The organism is Nitrospira sp. Nam74, from assembly GCF_965152615.1.
Genome location: NZ_OZ224220.1, coordinates 1,529,788 through 1,546,542, shown reverse-complemented (window position 1 = coordinate 1,546,542; position 16,755 = coordinate 1,529,788). Strand labels below are relative to the sequence as shown.

The following is a 16,755-nucleotide window of genomic DNA, read 5'->3' as shown; positions in this document are numbered from 1 at the left end:
GACTGTACAGCGAAGGCAGTCCCTTCCGGTTCTCCCATGTGAGAGCATCCACGTCTCGCGGTCCGTCGAGGGCCCCGAACGAGATCTCGCAGATGATCAAAAGATCAATAGTTACACCCGGCCTCCCCAAGCGCGCCCAGGACGCGCTCCTTCCCGAGCGAGCCCCCAGGCGAAGCCAACACCGCAGGTGTACTTATTTCACCCGCCGCACCCCTAGCCTGCCAAGACAGGCTTTTTCCCGACGCGGTACATTGAGATGTTGGCCGAGGCGAGAACGAAGCGGGCCGACTTTTTCATCATCCTGCCAAAGCATGTCTTGACAATGTCCCCGGGCCAGAAGGATAGTCCGTAGTCTCATCCAAGGAGGACTCATGAAGCGAGGAGAAACGAGTATCAAGGCACTCTGCATTGTCATGGCCTTGTGCGTGGTCACAATGTACGGTCGCGCACACGCGGCTGATCGCGAGAAGCTGCTGTCGGACCCGGGTATCTACGCGACATTCGCCGCATTCAAAGTCGACCCGAAATGGTGGCAACTAGACAAAGGCGTGCGCGACACCGCCATTGCCGCCGCCAAGGAGGTCGTCCGCCAGCACGAACAGCATATCGCAATCGACACCTACTTACTTCGAGGCCTGTCGGAACACGCGGATGTGCTCTTTCGCACTCATTCCTTGGACATGATTCACAATCAAACGTTTTTGGTGGACTTAATGGGGACGACCTTGGGCGCGTACCTTGTCAATACGTCGACATTTAATGGGATGACGAAGAAGGCGAACTACGTGCCCAACTTCCCGGATGAAACCAAAGCCGCACTCAAGGCGCCGACCGACGCGGGGCCTAAGCCGTATGCCGTGGTCATCCCGATTCGGAAAGATGCCGCCTGGTGGCTCTTGACCCAGGAAATGCGCACGCGGCTGATGAAAGAGCATACCGATGCTGCACTCCCGTATCTCAAGACGGTGAAACGCAAGCTCTATCACTCCACTGGCCTCGATGATTTTGACTTTATTACATACTTCGAAACCGAGAATCTGGCCGACTTCAATCGTTTGGTTCTTGCGCTTCAACAAATTAAAGAGAATCAACATAACCGGCGGTTCGGCAACCCCACCCTCCTCGGCACCATCCATTCGCTGGACGAGATTCTGGAGGTGTTGAACCGATGACATGGATTCGCTGACGTGATCGTGATTCTCGGCGCAGGCTATGCAGGGCGCGTCATTTACAGGCACGCCACGGCGCGCGGCATATCCGCTCTGGTGACCAGCCGGACCCCGGATACCCATCTCGACTTTGCGCCGTTTTCTCGCCGGTTGCCATTCGATCTTGAGCGGGAAGTCACATGGCGCAACATTCCCCTAGGATGCGATCTCATCTGGTGCTTCCCGGCAACGCCGTTGAAAGCAGTCTCGTCGTTTGCTGATGCCGTGCTTCGCAAAGTACGCCGGATTGTTGTGTTGGGCAGCACATCGGCCTATGAGACGTCCACAGACCATTCCGATTCCGTACTTGACGAATCGGCTCCCATCGACCACACCCGTCCTCGCGTGAGGGGCGAAGACTATCTTCGAACACATGTCGGTGCCACGCTCTTACGCGTGGCAGGCATTTACGGTCCAGGCCGCAACGTGCTGGATTGGATTCGTCGTGGCAAGGTTGGACCCTCGCAGCGGTACGTTAATCTCGTACACGTCGAAGATTTGGCGGCCATTTGTTTATCGGCGTTCGAAGAAGGACGCGCAGGCGAGATCTACAATGTCAGCGATGGACAGCCTCGTCGCTGGAGCGAGATCTGCGAGATCGCGCGCACCCGCTGGGGTGTCTCGCCGGTCAAGAGTGATCCGGATCAGCGCGCAGGCAAGCGCCTTTCCATTGCAAAATTGACCCGGGACCTTCATTACCGGTTCCAATATCCCGATTTGTATGCGGCTTTGGATGCAATTGAACGAACTACTTCAACCCAACCGCCCGGCGGGCAGACTGCGTAATCGACTGGCGAACGGTCCAGAACTCTTTCCAGGGATCCTGCTTCAGGGTTGTGAGCCGATGCGAGACGGTTTTGACGGTAAATTCATCGAGCCTCAGGCGATGTAATTCGTCCCATCCGACCGGCGTGGAAACGGTCGCGCCAGGCCGGGCACGAGTGGAGTAAGCGGCGACAGCCGTGGCGCCGCGGCTGTTGCGCAGATAATCGATAAATACTTTGCCCTTACGTCCGGCCTTCGTCATTTTGCTGGTGTACCGTCCGGGCGCTTCTTTTACGAGATCTTCGGCGAGCGCTTGGGAAAACGTCTTGACCTCATCCCAGGTTTGCTTTGCCGCCAGAGGGACGACCACGTGGAGGCCTTTCCCGCCCGTCGTCTTCACCCAACTCTGCAATCCCGCGTCCGTCAGCCGGCCCTTGACCAGTTCTGCCGCTTCGACCACACGCGGCCACGGCAATCCTTCATCGGGGTCTAGGTCGAAGACCATCCGGTCCGGGTATTCCAGCCGCTCCCGTCTCGACCCCCATACATGCAGTTCTAAGGCACCCATCTGGACGAGCGCAATCAGACCCGGAAGATCCTCCACCATCAAATAGTGCGAAGTCTTTCCGTTGTCTTCCTTGATCTCGACGGCATGAACTTCGTCGGGCACCATTGCATTCTTGTGCTTTTGATGGAAGCATGCTTTCCCCTGACCCTCCGGACACCGCAGCAGCATGACTGGCCGCCCCGTGATGTGCGGCAAAATCGAATCGGCAATGGTGTGATAGTAGTGCGCGAGATCCAACTTGGTTACGCCTTGCTCGGGGTAGAGGACGCGAGTGGGATGGGTCAGACGGATGCCGGCAATTTTCACCTCCTCTTCACGTCGATGAGAGGGTGTCTTATTAGCAGGCCCGGTAGCAGATGGCGACTTGTCCGGCATGGGCGGTGGCTGAGCGATTTCTCGCTTTACGTCTGTCGGTGGCTTGTCTTCACGGAGACCTTGAAAGGATGGATGGCGCAACACGCCCTCCGATGTCCATTCAGTAAATGCAATCTCGGCGACTAACTCAGGACGGACCCAATGAACATCGCGCAGCGGCCCCGGCACGCGAGTGTGGAACGGAGTCTCCGTTTGTGCCAATCGTTTCAGTCGAGTCCCCAGGGCCTTCAAAAGACCCGTGTTGAATCCCGTCCCGACACGGCCGGCATACACCAATCGATGATTTTCATAGACACCGAGCAGAAGCGCCCCAAAGCCAGTTCGAGACCCGGATGGATCTGTATACCCTCCGATGACGAATTCCTGCCGCAAAAGGCATTTCACCTTGAGCCAATCGCCGCCCCGGCCCGACCGATAGGGAGCCGCACGTCGCTTCGCAATCATGCCTTCCAAACCAAGGCGACACGCCGCCTCGTAAAATGCGGGCGCCCCTCCTACCACATGATCGCTATACCGGACGGCGCCATCGGCGGAGATGGCTTTCAACACGCGCTTCAGCACGTCTTTTCGCCTCTCCAATGGAGCCACAGAGAGGTCGTAACCATTAAGATAGAGCAGATCGAACGCATAATAGGCCAAGGTCGCTTCAGCACCTTCACTCAAGGCGCCCTGGAGCAATTGAAATGAACTCCGCCCGTCTGGTTGCAATGCCACCAATTCGCCATCAAGCAATGCGGTCTGCACTGGGAGATGCGCGGCAGCTTGAGCCACGTCTAGAAATCGGTGCGTCCAATCCTGGCCGGTGCGCGTCAGTAGTCGAGCCTTCCCTTTGTCGATCCGGCATTGCATCCGAAACCCGTCCAACTTGATCTCATTCAGCCACTCGTCGCCGATCGGAGGCCGATCTGTCAATGTGGCCAATTGGAACGGCCTGATCTCCGGCAAACGCGTCTTGCGCGCCCCTTCGATCTTTGCAGGATCAATATCAATGTCCGGTGGATGCGAGGACGTTGGCGCACCGCTTCGATTGCTGTGCCACACCGATTCGTCACGCGCCTCCATGTCCTCAATCCGTCTGCCGCTGAGAATGCTTTCCGGTCTCTCTTGGACGATATCGCGCTGATGCTGAGGCGCCGCTACGTCATCGTTTTCCTTGATCAGCAACCAGTTCACCTTCCCATTCTGCTCCGCCCGACCCTGCATGCGGACCAGGTTCCACGCTCCGTGTAGTTTCTTTCCTTCGAGATGAAATTTCAGTTTGCCCTTCCTCAGTCCGGCCGCGGCATCGCCTTCCGGTACCCAATGGCCACGATCCCATAGCTGCACCTTTCCGCCACCGTACTCTCCTTCCGGAATCACGCCCTCAAATTCACCATATTCGAGCGGATGGTCCTCCACCTGCACGGCGAGCCGTTTCTCCGTTGGGTCGAGACTCGGCCCTTTCGGAACGGCCCAGCTTTTGAGCACGCCTCCCTCTTCCAGCCGAAGATCGTAATGAAGGCGTGTGGCCGCATGCTTTTGAATGACATATAGCCGTCGCCCACCCTCTGAATGCACACGTCCTTCGGGCTCCGGCGTCCGTGTAAAATCGCGCTTCTTTCGATACGTCTTGAGTCCCATGCTTTAGGGTACCAGAAGGTCGGGAACACGATTGAGAGTCAGTGTCCTACAAGCCCTCGCCTCAAGTGAGCCGTCCCGCATGGCCATGCCAGTCTGTGTATAGTGAGGTATGCCGCGCGCCACACTCGTCCAGCCGCCGGAAGGTTTTCAGTATCACCCTGACTTTCTTTCAGCGGCGGAAGAGCGTGCGCTGATCGACAAGATTATGATGCTGGAATTTTCAGAGATACGCATGCATGGCGTGGCAGCTAAACGCCGTGTCGCGCACTTCGGGTGGATCTATGGGTATGAGTCGTGGCGCCTGACGCGCGGCCCTCAAGTACCCGGGTTCCTGCTGCCATGGCGAGAACGCGCCGCACACCTACTCGACCGTCAGCCGAAGGATCTGTCTGAAATCCTGGTTACGCAATACCCACCCGGCGCAGGCATTGGCTGGCATCGCGACGCGCCGATGTTCGGGCCGTCGGTGCTGGGGCTCTCCTTGGGGTCGGCGTGCCGATTTCGTTTTCGACGTCATCATGCAGGCCGGTTTTACAGCACGACGCTGGTGCTGGAGCCGCGGTCGGTTTACATCCTGAGCGGCCCCGCAAGAACCGTGTGGCAACATTCAATCCCGGCGACACAAGAGATCCGCTACTCCATCACATTTAGAACGGTGCTTAATGAAAGCCGTTGGATACCGACTCACGATCAAGCCATAACGGAGTGAGTGCAATGATTGCCGATATCAATGGTGCTGTCACCTAAGGACTAACGAGGCGCCAGGTCAGGAGCGGAAGAAGTAAAGAATCGAGAGGCAGACGAGCAGATTATTGGCCGCATGGGCGAAGATACTCGGAAGCAAGCTGCCGGTTTTTTCATAGATCCAAGCCCACAGGAGGCCGCTCCAAAAGACGCTGACGAACCCGACCACTCCATAGCCATGGGCGATCGCAAACACGGCTGCACTGAGCATGGCTGACGTCGACCACGAGAACTTTCGTCGCAACGTTCCAAAGAGCAGGCCGCGAAACGCCAACTCCTCGAACAGCGGAGCCAGCACGACGAACTCCAAGAGACTCACCGGCACCGTAACCCCCTTCCCCCACACAAGATCCGCATCGAACCATTCCGTCCAATGACTGGAGACCTGCCACCGCTCGGCGATGAGTCCTATTCCCCACTCTCCGATCAACCCTGCCGCCAATACCGCCAACGCTGCCGTGATGAGTCTCCCGTGTCCTCCTGCCCTGAGACTCAAGCCGAATCCGGTCATGAAGCCGAGGCCATGCGGCGCCAACAGATACTGCCGAGTCAATATGAGCAGGGGGAGACTGGCCAACGGAATGCTGCTTAACCGTATCAGCAGACTGTCCGTTTCCAGAAAGAGGACCGCGATACTGAGCAGCATACCCATCGCTCCCCCGCGGATCAGCACCGCAAGCCCCAGCCTAGCGCGCCAGAACGGTGGAATCGCTGCAGTGCCGACGGGGTACCGCTGGCCACGATGTCCTAGCAGCACGACTAGCGCCCACACACCCAAGAGAACGATGAGAAGTTCTCCGACAGTCATGAGTCGGACTTTATATAATAAGAGTGCGAGCCGAGCCACAGACTCCGCTTTGATGGCAGCCAAGCGCTCCACATCGCCTGACTGCTCGGCCAGTCTCGTCGCCACCTTCTCATAAAACCATTCGGTGGCCAGCGCATCAGCCAACTCTGCCTGTAGGGAGCGCTCGGTCATCAGATCGACCCGGCGATCGATATAGGCTGCTCTGATCAGGCGAGCGAACAATGGAAACGGGTCTTCGCGATTGTCCCATTCTTTCAGTCGCTGTCTTACGTCCTCCAAGTGGCCCGCTTCGGCCTGCAAAATCAGGAGCTGCAGATTAAGTTCAGGACTGTACGAAATGACCGCCAGTTCGCCATACCAGTCGATAGCCTCGGTCAGATCATTCGCTCCATTCTCCGTGGTCAGTTGATACAAGGCTTGCTCCCACGCAGGTGCCTGCGAAATCGCCTCTTCTATATCCAAGGTTCGACTGACCAGGTGCGATAAGGCACGTTCTGGAAACCCCACCCGATCTAGTCGCGGAATTGAGAGTTGCAGCCAGATAAAAAAGCCGACACCCGTCACTAGGACAAGAGCCATCAGAGTGGTGAAGGCGGTCGATAAGTCGACTTCATGGGGACAGGTGTCTGCTGGCGGGGTCATGACACGGGCATGTCCGCGTGTTCATCCATAGAAGGCGGACTATACCACTTCAGCCGAGCAGCACAAGCGTTGTGTATCTTTCCGTAGCGCCGCTCGAGCCCGTTCGCTATAATGGGCGGCCCTGACAGCGATGAATCGTTCAACGTGATTTCAGGGAAACCCGGCCGTTGAACGATCACGGGTTCATCATACCGAAGACCTGGCTACGAAACGATGGTCGAACGATTCAGCAATCTGTCCCCTCCGACGCGTCTGCTGCTGGGACCTGGCCCCAGCATGGTCCATCCGCGGGTGCTGCGCGCGATGAGCACCGCGCTGATCGGCCACCTCGATCCGGAATTCCTCAAGATCATGGATGAGGTACAACAGATGCTGCGCGGACTGTTCCGAACACGGAATGCCTTCACGATCCCGCTGTCCGGAACCGGCTCGGCCGGCATGGAGGCCGCGCTGGTAAACATCATCGAGCCGAATGATGCGGTGATTGTCGGGGTGAATGGCATCTTTGGCGCCCGCATCGCCACGATCGTGGAACGCTGTGGAGGGCGGGCCGTCCGCGTGGACGCTCCATGGGGCCACATAGTGGATCCGCATGCGATCGAAGCAGCCTTGAAACAATACGCGCCCATCAAAGCGGTGGCAGTCGTCCATGCGGAGACGTCCACCGGCGTCCATCAACCGCTCCACGACATCGGGATGCTATGCCGGCAACATCATGCGCTTTTTATCGTCGATGCCGTGACGTCTCTCGGGGGACTGCCCCTGGAGGTCGACCGGTGGAAGATCGACATCGCCTACAGCGGGACCCAAAAGTGCTTGAGTTGCCCGCCTGGCCTCGCACCACTTACCGTCAGCGAAGGCGCCATGGGCGTCATTCGTTCCCGCAAGTCCCCTTGCCGGAGCTGGTATCTGGACTTCTCATTGATTGCCGACTATTGGGTTAGCGCCAAGCGGGCGTATCATCATACGGCGCCGATCTCGATGATCTATGCTCTCCGGGAGGCATTGCGCGTCATCGATGAAGAAGGACTCGATGCGCGGGTCCGTCGCCATCAATTAAACAGCCGGGCCCTTATGGCAGGACTTGCCGCCCTCGGCTTTAGCCCATTTGCGCAGGAGGGCGCACGCCTCACGACGCTCCATTGCGTAGTCCTGCCGGCCGGAGTTGATGACGCGTGGTCCCGCACAGCGCTACTATACGAATACGGCATTGAAATCGGCGCCGGCTTGGGTCCATTACAGGGCAAAGTGTGGCGTATCGGCTTGATGGGCGAATCGTCGACGCGCGCCAACGTCGGGTCGCTTCTAGGGGCCCTGGACTCCTTGTTTCTGAAACAAGCTTGGATTGACCGAACGGGGCTTGGGCTCGAGGCCGCGTCACGAATCTACGATGATGTGCCGAATGAGCATAAGAGTGTATAACCTATTCGGTCACAGACAATTTCGCATGCATTTTTTCAAGAGGCCTTCATGAAGCTGCGGAGCATCTTATTTGTTTTACTCGGCCTTGGCGTCGGTCTTGGTGTCTGGGGCGTCTCGTCGTTCACTACATCCTCTGATAGCGAAGCAAAACTGGATCCGGAAAAAGTCGCGGATCAAATCCACGCCGTCATTCAAGCCAATCGTACCATCTATGCAACCCACGTCGTCGATAAGCTCCAGGCCAAAGGCATCGTGACGGCCGCGGAGTATTGGAAGCAAGAAGACGTCTTGCCGTTGCCGGCGCAATTCCTGATTGAAACGGGTCGTCTGGTGGGCGAAAAAGCGACCGGACTCAAATACAGGTTAGTGAGCCTCTGGCCCATTTACGTCTGGAATGCGCCTTCGACGGACTTCGAACGAAAGGGGCTGGAAGCCATTTCAAAAAATCCGGACCAACCGTTTACCGGATTCGTCAAGGTCGGACGGGACCGCTCGTTTCAAGCCGTCTATGCGGATATCGCCATTGCGCAATCGTGCGTCGACTGCCACAACACGCACCCAAACAGTCCGCGCCGCGATTTCAAGCTGAATGACGTGATGGGGGGGATTGTCATCACGATCCCTATCGGGAACTAGCAGGATGAAACGATGTTGAAAACAGCCCTCGTGACACGCTCCCGGCGCCATGCGCGCCGAGATGCGCGCTGCCCCCGCGCTTCGTTCTCGGTTCAAGAAATACTCCGTACCCAAAACATCCTTCCCTCAACAATAATACAACTACCGCGATGAAAGAAAACAAATCAGTCAAGACCATTGCTCTGCGGAAAGTGCATCTGATCGATGGCCGAGGTGGCGCGCAGGACCGAATGACGGTCTTGATTCAAGGCAATCGAATTGCTGCGGTCGGGCCGGACCGTGAGATCTCCGTGCCTCAAGGCGCAGAGACCCCCGACGTCCGCGGCATGACAGTGCTGCCGGGCCTGATCGACTGTCACGTCCATTTGTGCCTTGGAGCCGAAGCCGACGTCGTACATACCATCGAACATGATTCTCCTGCACTCACGACACTCAAAGCTTCGCAATTCGCTCGACGCACTCTAGAAGCCGGATTCACCACGGTGCGGGATGTCGGCTGCCGGGATCATTCGATCTTCGCGTTGAAACGGGCCATTGCCGAGGGGCTGCTCCCGGGCCCCCGCATTTCCGCGGCCGGCCTGGCCATTTGCATGACGGGTGGTCACGCCCGCTTCATCGGGCGTGAAGCCGATGGTCCGGTGGAGGTCGTCAGCGCGGTGAGAGAACAATTGGCGGCGGGTGCAGAAGTCATTAAATTTATCGCATCGGGAGGTGTTCTGACGCCAGGCACGTCCCCCGAGTGCGCACAAATGACCCCTGAGGAGCTGACCGCCGGCATGGCGGAAGCGCGACGCGCCGGGCGCCGCGTCGCGGCTCACGCACACGGAGCAGAGGGCATGAAGAACGCTATCAAGGCCGGCACGCACTCCATCGAGCACGCGACGCTGATGGATGAGGAAGCCGCAGGCCTCATGCGAGAGTATGGCGTATTCATGGTTCCCACACTATCCGCCCTGGCGACGACGGCTGCATGCGGTCTGACATGTGGAATCCCCGAGTCGGCGCTCTCCAAAGCCAAATCCATGCAAGCCCGTCATGAAGCCAGCTTTAAAAAGGCCTCGCGGGCCGGCATCAGCATTGCCCTCGGCACAGACGCCGGCACGCCGTTTAACTATCACGGGGAGAATGCGCAAGAACTCGAACGGATGGTCGCTCTCGGCCTGACGGCTATGGAGGCCATTGTCGCCGGAACATCAGCCGCCGCCGCCCTGTTGGGATTGGGGCAAACTCTCGGCTGCATTGAACCCGGCAAGGACGCTGATCTGCTTGTCGTGGACGGTCATCCCCTTAAGAGCGTGACGGTGCTGCGTGTTCGAGACAAGCTCCTCGGCGTGATGCAAGCGGGTCGATTCGTTAGCGGTCCCCTCTCTCGGTAGTGCTGATTGCTCAGTGCTGAGTAAAACTTCAGATCCTCGTTGCATGTCTCCAATCGTTTCATCGACGGGTGTCGTCTGCTCAACTCTCAGCACTTAAAACTCAGCACTGTACGGGCTCACCGGATCGTTGGGAGCGGCGGCGGAGGAGCCGGCGGAGGACTCGATGGTGCGACCGGCCGAGGAGGGGACACTGGAAGAGAGGGTGGTGATACCGGAGCGACAGCGACAGGTGGAGGCGGTGTGACCGGCGGAGTCAGGGCGCCTGAATAATGGCAGGCGGCGTATACATCGCGGCCAAATTGCTCCGCTGCATGGGAGCGACAGGCTCCGGCCGACGGTCGAGACTTGGGAGGAAATTTCTTGTCGACTCTGAAATAAAGGCTTCTTTAAACTCGGTAGAGGCCACGGCCTGGTTGATGTCGACCGGCGCCCCGACAAGGGAACTCACGGGGGCAGGTGCTGCAGGTGCTGTCGCCACGGAGAACTGACCCGGGTTCAGTACCACGGTCCGACTACCGGATGTGAAGGACACTTGCCCGGTCGTTCCGATGTTTGCAACACCGCTCATGGTTCCATCCGTCCACACGACGAAATACGTCCCTTGCGAGGCGGCAAAAGCCGTCGGTGTCCGCACGATGAACTTCGATCCTTGGCCGCCGAAAATGCGGCCGACTAAAGCGCGCAACTTGCCCTCAGGCAACTTGAGCGTCACGCTTCGGATGTCCACACTGGAGTCGTAGGTATGCTCAGCGATTTCTACAATGCTGTTCTCCCCAATGGTCAATAATGTATCGTCCTGAAAGAGAATTTTTGATCGGGCCCTGTTCTCGGTTTGGATGACATCATGTGGAACGATTTCGTCGGGCACGTTGATTCGTGAGGCGTTCCTCCCGCCCGAATGGGTCACAAGTACTTTTCCCTGGACCGCAGTCACCTGTCCAACGGGATTGACCGCGGCATCATGCCCCCAGCCCAGAGGCGCCGCGACGAGAATCAGGAGCACACCTACCCACCGCAACACTATCCGCGCCTCCCTTGAACGCTGCGGGCTCATCCCATTATTTCTCATGTTCCAAACCGACAGCTCGGCGATTTCCGTGCGTCTCTTCATGCCGGCCTTGATTCTGGTCCTAGGTGATAGGCGATACCTCATGTTTTTCCTATCAGAGAGGCCCGAGATACGGTGTCGACTTTGTGGAGTCCGACTATCGGTGACCTCCCTACGCTAAGACCGCCTAATAAATTTACATAGCAGTCAAGACATACGATGCTATACTCGGCGTCCCATGCGGGAGGCGTGCTTGTCTCAGGGAGTAGAACGCGTTGAACTAGCAGAGGGGATATATGGCTTGGTGGTATCGTTCGGGATTGGTCTGCGTCGTAACATCATCCTCGCAATAATTGGGCTTTCAAGCGCATTCGCCGACGATCTGTACGACCTCTCAATGTCGTGATTCACCGGGTTCGCGATTCCGCTGTCCACCACGGTCAATCAGACCAATGCGACTCAGTCGACCAACTTCACGGCTCAAGATGTGAAACTGGACAGCTCGGGTTCCTACGGCATGAAGTTGACTGCGTGGACAACGGCGTTGAGGCCGAAAAACGGATTTGACCTGAGCATCGAATCGACCACACTCGCTTTTCCGCCGATACCCTGGCGCAAACCGTGGGCGCCAGCGGTGTGTCACAAGGCATCGCTGTACGAAGCGCGTTTGTGAACAAGAATGAGGTCTCAGTCCGGACCATTGCCGTCCATGCGCTGTTCCGCATCCCTATGGCATCACGGAGACACTTCCTCATGGACGATGGTACCCTTACCTTGGGGCGGGAGGCGGCGTGCAACATGCCAGCATGCGCCTAACGGAGGACTCGGAGGACAGCAATTCGGCGCTACTGGCTCAGGAACTGGCAGGCGTCAAGATTTTTATTGTCCGGCATGTAGCCATTTTTGGGGAATACAAATTCACCTATGCCGACCACTCCTTCGTGTTCGACTCGACTCGCAACGAAACGATCCAGGCGCACGACATGACGTTCGGCGTCGCGCTGCACTTCTAATTTAATAGATATCTGGAGTCGATACGGAGATAGCCCTTTACTGCGCGCGTTCACCGAGCACCTTCCGAGTCTGCGCGGGTGCGCGAGCATGAAGGGCAGCTCACCAGCCGCCCCTACCGCCGCACGTACCACAGCTCCAAGGCCTGGGCAAAGCCGTGCCACTCTCCTTCTTCAAACACGCGGTGGAAGCGATCGCGCATGGCATTGATGCCGTTCTCGTCCTGCTTTGCAACGACCTGCTGCGAGATCATCATCTGAACCGCGACATCCAGCAGCCGTTTCCCTCTGGCTTTCATCTCGGGAGTCATGAAGTCTTCCAGCACTTCCCTTGCGCGGTCGAGGACGATCTGCTCATGAAACGTATCGTAACCCTGCGCCGCCACGGTACGAGCTCGAATGAGGACCAGTTCCGCCTTGATTCGTGCCGACTGCGTGATGAGCACCGCAAACAGCTCTCTGCGCCCCTCATCAAACAGTTTAGCTTCCATCTGCTTGAGCAGAAGGCCGAGATCGGGCGATTCATCGACGACCGCATCACCGAATTTCAGCCGTTCATACGTCCGTCGGCCTTCGGAATCACCGAGAATCTCATAGGCGGCATTGAGTTCGCGTATCTTGACCTCCGCCTCTTTATCATCGGGATTCCTGTCCGGATGATATTGGAAGACGAGTTTTCGGTATGCTTTCTTGATCTCCTCATCGGAGGCATGCCGGGACACGCCGAGAATCGTATAATAGTCTTGTCGAACCATGGCGCTGAACTATAGCACCCAGGGGAAAAGAGCGGCAACCACACGGCTGGTTTGCTCACGGCCTGAAGAGACACTAGCTCGAGAGAGACACACCAGGCTGTTCGCCGCGGGCAAACATCGTTCTCCCTGGGATTCCTAAAAAAACAAAGAGCGGGACGTTGAAGTGCTTCATTGAGAAGGCTTTTGAAAAAGTATTGCGCCGAACTAGCGGAGGCAATTCAGTCGGCACAGAATTGCTGAGGTCTTGGACAATTGGCTATGTCGGGTTCTCTTTTCCTACAGGCCGTCGATGCAGCGTCTCGCGGAAAAGCAAATTCAAGTCCTGGGTCATCAGATTGACGTGCGTCTTGAGCAGTCCCAACATTTCACTGCGATAGCGGAGCTCAGCGATCCGGTAGATCCCGCCTCCACCAAAAAATAGATCCGCGCGGCGGCGCTCCTGTTTAGATCCCGGCTTTCCCAGGCGCTCACGCCAACTCCAGACAATGCTATCGCGACGGGTCCGCTTCGAGCCTTCACGCAAAGGCCAGTTCAGATAACGCCAGACCGGATCGGGAAACTGCTTCGGGGATTCATCGCCTTGCCAGACATCGGCCATGAGATTTCGTGTGTGCCTTAACTCATATGTTTGATCTCCGCCCAGGGCCGCCACGCCGAATCCAAGTGCCGCAACACTTCCGGACAGATCGATCACACCAGATAGGACCTCTGAGCCGAGCAATAGAAACGTTCCCGCAAATACCCCGGAAATCGAATCGGCCAAAATCGCCATAACCGTCCGGCCTTGCTGAACGTCGTTCCTGATCTCCTCCAAGCGAGCAGCGATGTCCTCGGACCGCTCCTTTTCGCATTCAAGTTCTGCAGCAATGCTGCGCGCCTCAAAGAGAGCGAGGAGCAGTCGATCGGACAGTTCTTGGCGGACTGCGAGATAGCGCACCGAGGCACCTTCAAGCCCGCGCCCAATCTCTTCTTCCAGCAAGCGAAGTTCGATCAGGAGGGCTTGAACGCCAATAATGGTCGCAATCTGCTGCGCACGAGGAGAAAAAGTCGCCAGTTCTGCGGGATCAACCTCATGTCGCCGTAGGGCCGCTCTCCCGTATGCCGGGGCACCTCCTGATACAGGGACAATCTCAGCCGTTGGACCAGTGGCGGGTTCACAATGACTTTCGGTGATCTGTTCTTCGTCATCGTGGCTTGCCCTGACACTAGGTCCGCTGACACAGGCTGGCAGTAGCGCAACAAGCAGGAGGAACGTGACGAGCCTCAGACACCCGTAGGGCTGTCGCAGCCTCCCCGGCGTCACCGCGGGGCCTCTAGTCGGATTCGTAACATAGAGTTGGGGGCAAGTTCATACGACCGCGAATCCGATACAGCGACTTGCCACCGCATGTCGAGTTCAATCATGTAGTTCTTGTTACTTACTAAAGAACTCACTTCTTGGTATATCTACAGGGACTGAGGACGCTACACCATAAAGATGAAGTAGCAGCGAATAATCAATGAAAATTCCTTCATGATGGACTGGAGCCATGATAGATCCAGGATAGATGATGATAGGCGCTTGGCGAGCGACAGTATGGCAATATGCTGCTGAAGGGGAAGGGGGAATGTAACCAACTGCTGCCTGCCATTTGGCATGGCGCTGTTGCCCTGTCGTTAACAGCACGACAGGCGCCATCGACGGAAAGATTGACGCACGCCTGGAGTCCGAAGGGTGGCTTCTTTGATGATGCCAATACAATCAGCGCCTTCAGCTGATGGCAAACAGATTGCTGGTTAAGTGTCGTAGTATTCCGCCATGTGTTTAACTTTAAGTATTCGCGTTGCCCCCGGGCCTCGTGATCCACTGGAAAAGAGCACGGCAACGAATCATAATCGCAATAGGGTTCCGAATAGTTGAGGAACAAGCACACTGACGGGCCTTGATTCCGAGTACGCGACTGGAAGGCTCTGGTAAGGGGAATGCGGCACACAGACTTCCTGGTGATCGGTGGAGGAGTCATTGGACTCAATATCGCTCGCGACCTACGGCGTCGCTATGGAGATTCCTCTGTCACATTAATTGAAAAAGAAGCGGACTGCGGACTTCACGCCAGCGGGCGGAACAGCGGTGTGCTGCACGCGGGGTTCTACTATGCCCCCCAGTCTCTCAAGGCGGCATTCACGCGGGGGGGCAATCAGGAACTCACGGCGTACTGCGAGGCCAAGGGCCTTCCGATCAATCGGTGTGGGAAGCTGGTCGTGGCAAAAGACCGGCATGATCATCCGGCGCTTGATGAACTCCTCCGGCGGGGCCGCGCAAACGGCATCGCGCTCCATGACATCTCCGATCAGGAGGCAAAGACCATTGAACCCCGGGTGAAAACCTGCGAGCGGGCCTTATTTTCGCCGACGACATCCACGGTTGATCCGCGTCGAGTACTCGAGACGATGAAGGCCGATGCCATTCGAGAGAATGTCATGATTGAGTGCGGGAGTCAGTATCTTCGTCGTCGGGGAGCATCCATCGAAACGACAGCGGGGGAGTATCAAGCGGGGTATGTCGTTAATGCGGCGGGGCTGTATGCGGATCGCATCGCCCGGGATTTCGGATTTTCGGAGCGCTATCGCATTTTGCCGTTTAAAGGGTTGTATCTGTACTCGAATGAAGCCCCGGGCGCGCTCAGAACCAACATCTATCCGGTCCCCGATTTGGGAAATCCGTTTTTGGGTGTGCATTTTACCGTGACTGTAAACGGCCACGCCAAGATCGGCCCCACCGCCATCCCCGCCCTCTGGCGAGAGCAATACGCCGGCTATCGTGGGTTCAAGTTTGTCGAGTTTGCCGAGATCCTCATCCGAACGTTTGGGCTCATTGCTCTGTCAGCCTTCGACTTCAAACGGCTCGCTATGCGAGAGCTCGCGAAATACTCACGCGCCCGGCTGGTCTCTCAAGCCGGGGCCTTGCTTGAGGGCGTTCGCCTCGACCATTTTCAGAAGTGGGGTCCTCCGGGCATTCGCGCACAACTGCTTGACCTCAAGCAGCGCAAACTTGAAATGGATTTTATTCTTGAAGGCAATCGCGGATCGATGCACGTCCTCAATGCCGTGTCGCCGGCATTCACCTGTTCTCTCCCGTTCTCCCGTTATGTCTGTGAGCGCATCGACGCAGTCCTGAAATAAAGTCAGCATGCCATCCCTGCCCACGGCCAACTAACCTTCCGAATAGACCTACACGTGTTGTGCGCTTCATCCTTACGTTTTTTACCGGCCAGGCGTATACCGGCTCGGCGGCATGGAGGGGTAAGACTATCTATCTCCTTGTGCAGAAATGGACAGTGAAGCTCTCATCAATGAATAGACGCTGGCATTGTACTCTTTACCCGCGAGGTGCGTTATGCCGACGATGATATTGATCGGGACAGCCATCATGATGCTTCTCCTCCCATTGCCGACGCTTCCTGCTTCAGCAACCGAGTCGATGTTCCGTTGCGATGACGGGACATTTACGAATGTGGCGGAACGCATGTGTGCCCCGTACGAGCCCAAAGGCACGGTCCTCGTCATGCCGGAAGGGACGACATTGGCCGCCATGCGGGCGTTGCTTGGCGAACCCACGCCCAAGACGGCGCAATTGCCCGATCCCGCCTCAATTTGCAACCTGTATAAGGAATGGCAAATGCTCAACCTCCGCAGTGGCGGGGGCGTCACCTTTGCGAATACTCAAGACGTGCCGCGCTGGATGTCTCTCTCCCGGATCTTTACCGCCATTGGAGCGCCCTATTGCCCGTAGCGCGGA

At 57.2% G+C, this 16,755-nt stretch carries 14 protein-coding genes; 9 read left to right on the top strand and 5 right to left on the bottom strand.

Going from position 1 to position 16,755, the window contains the following annotated elements; translation table 11 throughout:
- The first annotated feature begins 371 nt into the window (after nt 1-371).
- Complete coding sequence (locus ACWHYZ_RS07450) at nt 372-1,172, top strand: chlorite dismutase family protein (protein ID WP_447986648.1); 801 nt, start codon at nt 372-374, stop codon at nt 1,170-1,172.
- 15 nt (nt 1,173-1,187) lie between these two features.
- Nucleotides 1,188-1,994, top strand: coding sequence for a hypothetical protein (locus tag ACWHYZ_RS07445; protein WP_447986647.1), 807 nt, complete (start codon nt 1,188-1,190; stop codon nt 1,992-1,994).
- Here ACWHYZ_RS07445 and ligD read toward each other — a convergent pair.
- Nucleotides 1,957-4,536, bottom strand: coding sequence for a DNA ligase D (ligD, locus tag ACWHYZ_RS07440; protein WP_447986646.1), 2,580 nt, complete (start codon nt 4,534-4,536; stop codon nt 1,957-1,959). The genes ACWHYZ_RS07445 and ligD overlap by 38 nt on opposite strands.
- Before the next feature lie 109 nt (nt 4,537-4,645).
- Between ligD and ACWHYZ_RS07435 the strand changes: the two genes are divergently transcribed.
- On the top strand, nt 4,646-5,245 hold the full coding sequence (locus ACWHYZ_RS07435; protein WP_447986645.1) for an alpha-ketoglutarate-dependent dioxygenase AlkB: 600 nt from the start codon (nt 4,646-4,648) through the stop codon (nt 5,243-5,245).
- A gap of 57 nt (nt 5,246-5,302) precedes the next feature.
- On the opposite strand, the gene ACWHYZ_RS07430 is transcribed toward ACWHYZ_RS07435, so the two are convergent.
- Nucleotides 5,303-6,730, bottom strand: a complete 1,428-nt coding sequence (locus tag ACWHYZ_RS07430) for a CPBP family intramembrane glutamic endopeptidase (protein WP_447986644.1) — start codon at nt 6,728-6,730, stop codon at nt 5,303-5,305.
- 213 nt (nt 6,731-6,943) lie between these two features.
- On the opposite strand from ACWHYZ_RS07430, the gene ACWHYZ_RS07425 reads away from it, so the two are divergent.
- The 3 genes from ACWHYZ_RS07425 (at nt 6,944) to ACWHYZ_RS07415 (ending at nt 10,164) form a co-directional block, all read left to right on the top strand.
- Nucleotides 6,944-8,152, top strand: coding sequence for a pyridoxal-phosphate-dependent aminotransferase family protein (locus ACWHYZ_RS07425; RefSeq protein WP_447986643.1), 1,209 nt, complete (start codon nt 6,944-6,946; stop codon nt 8,150-8,152).
- 48 nt (nt 8,153-8,200) lie between these two features.
- Entirely contained in the window at nt 8,201-8,788 is a 588-nt protein-coding gene (locus tag ACWHYZ_RS07420) for a Tll0287-like domain-containing protein (protein ID WP_447986642.1), read from the top strand.
- 149 nt (nt 8,789-8,937) lie between these two features.
- Complete coding sequence (locus ACWHYZ_RS07415; protein ID WP_447986641.1) at nt 8,938-10,164, top strand: amidohydrolase family protein; 1,227 nt, start codon at nt 8,938-8,940, stop codon at nt 10,162-10,164.
- A gap of 253 nt (nt 10,165-10,417) precedes the next feature.
- Here the strand turns inward: ACWHYZ_RS07415 and ACWHYZ_RS07410 are convergent, their stop codons facing one another.
- On the bottom strand, nt 10,418-11,275 hold the full coding sequence (locus ACWHYZ_RS07410; protein ID WP_447986640.1) for a FecR family protein: 858 nt from the start codon (nt 11,273-11,275) through the stop codon (nt 10,418-10,420).
- A gap of 728 nt (nt 11,276-12,003) precedes the next feature.
- On the opposite strand from ACWHYZ_RS07410, the gene ACWHYZ_RS07405 reads away from it, so the two are divergent.
- Complete coding sequence (locus ACWHYZ_RS07405) at nt 12,004-12,225, top strand: hypothetical protein (RefSeq protein WP_447986639.1); 222 nt, start codon at nt 12,004-12,006, stop codon at nt 12,223-12,225.
- 113 nt (nt 12,226-12,338) lie between these two features.
- Here ACWHYZ_RS07405 and ACWHYZ_RS07400 read toward each other — a convergent pair whose 3' ends face one another.
- Together ACWHYZ_RS07400 and ACWHYZ_RS07395 are read right to left on the bottom strand one after the other, a co-directional pair.
- Nucleotides 12,339-12,977 carry a DnaJ domain-containing protein gene (locus ACWHYZ_RS07400; RefSeq protein WP_447986638.1) on the bottom strand — a complete coding sequence of 213 codons (639 nt, stop codon included), beginning with the start codon at nt 12,975-12,977 and terminating at the stop codon, nt 12,339-12,341.
- A 256-nt stretch (nt 12,978-13,233) separates the two neighbouring features.
- Complete coding sequence (locus ACWHYZ_RS07395; protein ID WP_447986637.1) at nt 13,234-14,280, bottom strand: hypothetical protein; 1,047 nt, start codon at nt 14,278-14,280, stop codon at nt 13,234-13,236.
- A 659-nt stretch (nt 14,281-14,939) separates the two neighbouring features.
- Between ACWHYZ_RS07395 and lhgO the strand changes: the two genes are divergently transcribed.
- The gene (lhgO, locus tag ACWHYZ_RS07390; RefSeq protein ID WP_447986636.1) at nt 14,940-16,139 is read left to right on the top strand and encodes an L-2-hydroxyglutarate oxidase; all 1,200 of its coding nucleotides are present in this window, start codon (nt 14,940-14,942) and stop codon (nt 16,137-16,139) included.
- Between the two features lie 214 nt (nt 16,140-16,353).
- Nucleotides 16,354-16,749 carry a hypothetical protein gene (locus ACWHYZ_RS07385; protein WP_447986635.1) on the top strand — a complete coding sequence of 132 codons (396 nt, stop codon included), beginning with the start codon at nt 16,354-16,356 and terminating at the stop codon, nt 16,747-16,749.
- The last annotated feature ends 6 nt before the right edge of the window (nt 16,750-16,755 follow it).

What these genes read in the sequence shown, in the direction of transcription:
- ACWHYZ_RS07450 (WP_447986648.1), top strand. Translation starts at nt 372, where the DNA reads ATGAAGCGAGGAGAAACGAGTATCAAGGCACTCTGCATTGTCATGGCC.
- ligD (WP_447986646.1), bottom strand. Translation starts at nt 4,536, where the DNA reads ATGGGACTCAAGACGTATCGAAAGAAGCGCGATTTTACACGGACGCCG.
- ACWHYZ_RS07435 (WP_447986645.1), top strand. Translation starts at nt 4,646, where the DNA reads ATGCCGCGCGCCACACTCGTCCAGCCGCCGGAAGGTTTTCAGTATCAC.
- ACWHYZ_RS07430 (WP_447986644.1), bottom strand. Translation starts at nt 6,730, where the DNA reads ATGACCCCGCCAGCAGACACCTGTCCCCATGAAGTCGACTTATCGACC.
- ACWHYZ_RS07425 (WP_447986643.1), top strand. Translation starts at nt 6,944, where the DNA reads ATGGTCGAACGATTCAGCAATCTGTCCCCTCCGACGCGTCTGCTGCTG.
- ACWHYZ_RS07420 (WP_447986642.1), top strand. Translation starts at nt 8,201, where the DNA reads ATGAAGCTGCGGAGCATCTTATTTGTTTTACTCGGCCTTGGCGTCGGT.
- ACWHYZ_RS07415 (WP_447986641.1), top strand. Translation starts at nt 8,938, where the DNA reads ATGAAAGAAAACAAATCAGTCAAGACCATTGCTCTGCGGAAAGTGCAT.
- ACWHYZ_RS07410 (WP_447986640.1), bottom strand. Translation starts at nt 11,275, where the DNA reads ATGAAGAGACGCACGGAAATCGCCGAGCTGTCGGTTTGGAACATGAGA.
- ACWHYZ_RS07400 (WP_447986638.1), bottom strand. Translation starts at nt 12,977, where the DNA reads ATGGTTCGACAAGACTATTATACGATTCTCGGCGTGTCCCGGCATGCC.
- lhgO (WP_447986636.1), top strand. Translation starts at nt 14,940, where the DNA reads ATGCGGCACACAGACTTCCTGGTGATCGGTGGAGGAGTCATTGGACTC.
- ACWHYZ_RS07385 (WP_447986635.1), top strand. Translation starts at nt 16,354, where the DNA reads ATGCCGACGATGATATTGATCGGGACAGCCATCATGATGCTTCTCCTC.